The organism is Acinetobacter sp. ME22 (assembly GCF_022012315.1).
Classification (GTDB): domain Bacteria; phylum Pseudomonadota; class Gammaproteobacteria; order Pseudomonadales; family Moraxellaceae; genus Acinetobacter; species Acinetobacter brisouii_A.
Window position 1 is genome coordinate 1 of record NZ_JAKLTL010000031.1, and the last position, 5,333, is coordinate 5,333.

Here is a 5,333-nt window from a genome sequence, read left to right on the forward strand (position 1 = left end):
GAGTCATTTAAATATTCACAATGGCTACACCAAAGAGAACTACTTGAAATGATTCCGATTAATCCCTGCAAACTTGTATAGTGATACAGCATCCCCATTCTTATAAATTCCTATATTAAAAAATCTAGCTCGATACTTTGAGATATGGCTTTAGCCATATCTCAAAGTCGGGCAACTTTGCGACTATCGTATTTATTTGGTAATGACCAAGAACAGAGCAAAGTACCGCCCGAAATTATTTAGGGTCAATCACACAGTAATCGCCATTTTCCCCATATCCGCACTGCTTTTTTATCACTCTGACGCAGGTTTTTCCCTCGCACTTGGATATGTCTAGGTTGTACTGTTTGAGGTTGTTTACTTCAGATCTACGCTGTTGAATTTCGTCCATGCTTGGGATGAATAGGAACAACGCCAAAAATAAAATAATGACCAATCCAATAAAAGCACTGGCGTACACAATGATGAATTGGGTGTTCAAACGGCTTGTTGCCTTGTCGAGTTCTTGAATACGGCTCTTTAATGCACCTATGGCTTGTTTATTGGTGTCCTGTAGCGATTTTTCAGCCTTGTCGAGCACACCTGTAGCAACTTGGCTGTAAAACACCTCTAATCGCTTCTTATCATCTGCTATGGCTTCTCGATATTCTTTCATAGAAGCCAATAAAATATATAACTGGTCGTCTAAATCATCGTCTGGGTTGCTCATCGTGACCATCCGCCTTTATTCAAATTAGGTGATGCCTTTTGTTCGGCTTGTTTCATTTCTCGTTCTTGCTGTCGCTTCTGTTCAGCTTGGCGTTCTAGTTCTATGCGTTTGGCTTCTCGGTCTTTTTGCCATTGGTCAAAGCCTTGTTCTACACGGTTAAAGCCACGTTGGAGCGTGGTTTCTTTCTGCTGTTCTTTTTGGTTCAAGTATTGGGCGTTGTGCTGTTTAACCTTGTCGTTATAACGGCTAATTTCGGTGCCGATGCCTTGTCTGCGTAATTGAGTGACCGAAGTGCCCTCATGAATCGTGGCTTGTAATCCGTTGTTTTGATCGGCATAGCTGCGGTGGTCAATTTTCTGCTGTTGTCCTGCTTGTTCCAGGGCGTGATTCGCCAGATCTGCCCATGTTGCCCGAATTTGTTTAATGTCCTCTTGGGTTGTACCCATGTTGAGAGTCTTTCTTTTGGCGTTACTGAGTTCAATTTCTGCCTTTGTGGTCAGGATCAGATTGTTTTCAGGGTCTAATTCAGCCTTTCGGGTGGTGAGCATGATATGGGCGTGATGGTTTTTATCATTTCCGCCTTTGCTGGGTTCGTGAATGGCTAAGTCTGCAATCACGCCATAGCGATCAACTAAGGCCGTGGCAAAGGCTTTTGCCAAGTCCTTACGTTGATCTGCGTCTAATTCATCGGGTAGGGCGATGACCCATTCTCTAGCGGTTCGGGCATCTTTGCGATTTTCGGACTGTTCCGCCAAATTCCAGAGTTGGCTACGGTCAATTTGAATATCGAGATTTGAGATAATTTCGGAATGAGCCACGCCATCTTTTCTCGTAAAGTCGTGGGTCAGCCCTGTACGTTCATCCTTGAGTTTTTCACCTGAACGATAGGCACTCGATGCTACCGCAGTTCGTCCAGAACTTCGGTTTACCGTTTTCGTCGAGCAGTGATAAATCGCCATTTTACTTTTGCCTTTTAAAAAAATTGTGTAGCAATTTTTTGCGTGTTCAGTGATGCAATCCCTGACGTACTTGACTTGAACTTTGTTCAAGTCGTAAGTGCGCATTTCATGAAAAACACGATAGCATATAGCTCGCTTGAATTCCAATTCATAGAGCCTTATGCTTGAGTGGTTTTCTATATCCCGAAATTGGACGTTATGACAAAATCAACTGAAAATATTGAAAAGAAAATTGAAGCCCAGTTAGAGAAGCTGAAACAGTTAAAAGCTCAAAAACAGGCTATCGAAGCAAGAGAACGTACCAAGAAAAAAGAACAGGAGCGCAAGGATGATACTCGGCGTAAAATTTTGCTCGGTTCTTATTTAATTAAAAAGATGAATGCTAATGAAGCTAACAAAGAAAAAATACTCGCTGAACTCAACGAGTATTTGACTGAGGAACGGGATAGAAAATTATTTAATCTTTAGATTTTCTATTACTTTCCGCAAAGAGAACACTTATTGTTTAATCGAACTGTTGATCCAGAATTATAGCCTTTAGTCAGTATAACTTTATTGCCAGAATTATAGCCTTCTTTCAGTACAACTAATGCTCCAGAGTCATATCCTTCTAAAGCTACTTTAATATGCTCATTAATAATATGTTCAATTAATTTTTGTTTTTGTGATGAATCTAAAGATCCATAAAAATTATCGAAAGCGTTGATGATTGTAGACATTATTTTTTCTCTGTTGCTGGAGGATTATCATCAGATTCTACCTTCTTTTGTGATGTTTCATTACTTGGATTTTTGTCTGATGGTAAGCCACACATTTGACATGATTTACTATCATCATTATGTGTTAATGGGTTTTTATTGCAGACAGGACAAGAGACCTCACAACCTAAATCAAGTTTCTCTAAGGCATATCGGAAAGAAGCCTGTTTTTCTTTGATTGATACTTTTCCTAATTTATCTAAATCATCATCATCAATATCATGAATATGATTTAAAAAGTAACTTAAGTTATCGTTATTATTATATAAATTATCCCTACACTCTTTTTGTGTTCTGCGATTAATTCTTCTAGCTACAATGAATTTCTCTTTTTTATCGGGTATCCCTGTGATGAACATAAAACCAGTAAGTATTAATAAAACTAAAGAAGATAAGGTAGATGTGATGTTAAAAAAGCTTTCTAAACCAGTGCCTTTTGTAAGATAAAGAGAAGTTAAAACAATTAAAGGAACAGAAAACGCTAATAAATTATTAACTAAAATTAGCCAACTATAAAAATCAATTTTCTTTGTATATAAGTACTCTGCACTCAGTGCATCCTGTAATTTTTTTAAAATTTTGTGATTAATTTCCACGTTAATTCCTAAACACTAGGTTGGGTTTTAAACTATTGATTTATTTTAAAATATTTACTCTTTAAATCCCAGTTTTTTCAAAAGAGGATAAAACTCTTTAAACTTTTCTTTATCTAAAAGCATTTCAGCAATACGGATCGCAAATTGTGGGTAGCTTTCTGTACCTTGCGAATATTTCCCCATCTCAGGCATTTCAGACATTTTATTGGCAAATAAATGACGTTGCGCATCAGTCATTTTGATAAAAAAGTCTGGGGTGTTTGGATTTCGTTTGGCTTCAATTTTTGGCTGTGCTTTTTGCTTAAATTTGAATGAAAACCCTGTGATTGTGCGCCCTTTTTTGTGTTGCTCATAAGTGACAGTAATATCTGTATGCTCATTAATTTGCTTAATAGAGGGTTCAAGTACACGTTTTTTAAAATCACTCATAGCCGTGTATTCGTTATCTATAAGCCCTAGTCTATTTCTAAACTCATTAAGCTCTAGCTGTGGAACTTTCCCAACTTCACGCCAAGCAATAAGTAATTCATAAAGCCTAGTGGCATATTTACTTGTTAGGTGAGCAACTTGTTTGGCTTCGTACTTTGTAAAATGCTCTTCTAATCGAGTGATTAGAGGTACGACATCGGGGGCAAAAGTAATTTCTAATAATGCTAAGTCATCTACATAAAAAATACGGCTCACCCAGCGAGAGCGGACAATACCGACCTTCCCCGTTTTTTTATACTCTGCTGTATAGCTAAATTGACGATTAAAAATGTTGTTTACAGCTTCTTTTAGAGCTTTGTAAGAGGCATCTGCGGACACATTAAAAAGTTTTGCATAGTCACTGGCATGTATTTCTAATTTACTATCTGCCGTGATGCCATGTCCTGATTCTCTAGCGTTAATAATGGCCAGCATGATCAGTCGCTGTTCTGTTAGCTCTAGGTTGTAACTGGCATTTATTAGAGCGTTATCTTTCACGACTAAACTATTCTTCATAAGAAGCACTTATTATTATCTAATTAACGGACAATGTAATGTAATATCTTTTTAAGGTCAATATTTTTAATGTCCCTTAATCAAGAGCTAATGTCCGTTTATACAAGAGCTAATGTCCGTTTATACAAGAGCTAATGTCCGTTTATACAAGAGCTAATGTCCGTTTATACAGGCTGAAACCCTTTGATAACAAGAGTTTCAGCTCACTTAAAAGCATTTAAAAGCTTTAAAAAAAATTAAAAGCCTTCGAGAGGGGAGTGCAAACTGCCCTAGGTACTCGCTAAAGCTCGTACTCTATTGAAGCTCGTTCCTCGCTTCGTAGGGGCAGTTTTTAAATAATTTTATTTGTGAAATCTAAAAGCAAAAGCAACAATGAATTCGCTTCGCTCATTGATTTTTTCTCGCGTACGCTCGATCTAAATCAATTGCTATAGAGTCGCTTTGCTCTGTTAACCTCATTGAGTTTTAAGATGGGAACTTTGTAATCAGAGAAAAAACTAGAATAAAATTTTAATGATGCTCAATCACTCGTAGACACTCGTTCGGTTTCTACCAACTAGTGAAAGGTATCTTTGATACTTTAATTTCAACCCCCTTTATATTTTTATCATTTAATAAATATTCAATTGATGCTTTACATCTAGCTGTTTCAGGGCTTGGACCAATATATATTTCTTTAAGAATGTCAGGATGTTCTTCCAAAATAGGAAGTATTAAATAAGGAATTAAATAAGATTTTGCAGGGCGATAAGACACATTGATTTTTGGGTCGGTTACAATAATTCGCCATTCTGTTTCCTCATGAAAACCATGGTTTTTAATTAGAGGTGCATTTTGATTAAGTTTTCCATATAAATTAATTATTGCTTGATCTAACAAATGGCTATGTTCTTTAGAATCAAGATATTCTCGACTAGAAAATTCAAAGTCCAATTTTTCCCTTAAAGAAAGGTTATCAAATTCTTTTCTTGTTAATTGAAGTTGTGGAAGTTCATTCAGACCATCAAAGATAATTTTATGGGTAAAAGTTGCTTGTATATTTTGATCATAAATACACTCTTCTAGTCTAAAACCATGATTTTCACAATATTTTTTAATTAAATCTTGATCAAAACCTAATGAAATACCAGAGCCTTGAGGGCAATAACCTCTCCATTGACTTAATAAATCAGATTTTTTACTAAAGCTTGTGACAAAAACATCATGTTTTTCCATATCTTCAACAGCACGTCTTAGGACGTATCCCATTGAAGCAAGGTAGTCATCATTTTCAAAAATGCCACCTAATAAATTTTTTGCATCATTTATAGCCTGTATGAACTCACTA

7 protein-coding genes are annotated in these 5,333 nt (G+C 36.4%); 1 reads left to right on the forward strand and 6 read right to left on the reverse strand.

Annotated elements, in window-relative coordinates; all coding sequences use genetic code 11:
• Window positions 1–235 precede the first annotated feature (235 nt).
• Together LVY74_RS17460 and mobQ are read right to left on the reverse strand one after the other, a co-directional pair.
• Window positions 236–709: a hypothetical protein gene (locus LVY74_RS17460; protein ID WP_237816124.1), complete on the reverse strand. Its 474-nt coding sequence runs from the start codon at window positions 707–709 to the stop codon at window positions 236–238.
• On the reverse strand, window positions 706–1,668 hold the full coding sequence (gene mobQ / locus LVY74_RS17465) for a MobQ family relaxase (protein ID WP_237816125.1): 963 nt from the start codon (window positions 1,666–1,668) through the stop codon (window positions 706–708). The genes LVY74_RS17460 and mobQ overlap by 4 nt, the downstream gene beginning before the upstream one ends.
• 198 nt (window positions 1,669–1,866) lie before the next feature.
• On the opposite strand from mobQ, the gene LVY74_RS17470 reads away from it, so the two are divergent.
• Complete coding sequence (locus LVY74_RS17470; protein WP_237816126.1) at window positions 1,867–2,136, forward strand: mobilization protein; 270 nt, start codon at window positions 1,867–1,869, stop codon at window positions 2,134–2,136.
• 8 nt (window positions 2,137–2,144) lie between these two features.
• Here the strand turns inward: LVY74_RS17470 and LVY74_RS17475 are convergent, their stop codons facing one another.
• The 4 genes from LVY74_RS17475 to LVY74_RS17490 form a co-directional block, all read right to left on the reverse strand.
• Entirely contained in the window at window positions 2,145–2,387 is a 243-nt protein-coding gene (locus tag LVY74_RS17475; protein ID WP_237816127.1) for a hypothetical protein, read from the reverse strand.
• On the reverse strand, window positions 2,387–3,022 hold the full coding sequence (locus LVY74_RS17480; RefSeq protein WP_237816128.1) for a mobilome CxxCx(11)CxxC protein: 636 nt from the start codon (window positions 3,020–3,022) through the stop codon (window positions 2,387–2,389). The genes LVY74_RS17475 and LVY74_RS17480 overlap by 1 nt, the downstream gene beginning before the upstream one ends.
• A 54-nt stretch (window positions 3,023–3,076) precedes the next feature.
• Window positions 3,077–4,006 carry a replication initiation protein RepM gene (gene repM / locus LVY74_RS17485; protein WP_237816129.1) on the reverse strand — a complete coding sequence of 310 codons (930 nt, stop codon included), beginning with the start codon at window positions 4,004–4,006 and terminating at the stop codon, window positions 3,077–3,079.
• Between the two features lie 549 nt (window positions 4,007–4,555).
• On the reverse strand, window positions 4,556–5,333 hold a 778-nt coding region (locus tag LVY74_RS17490), incomplete at its 5' end, for a DUF2971 domain-containing protein (RefSeq protein ID WP_237816130.1).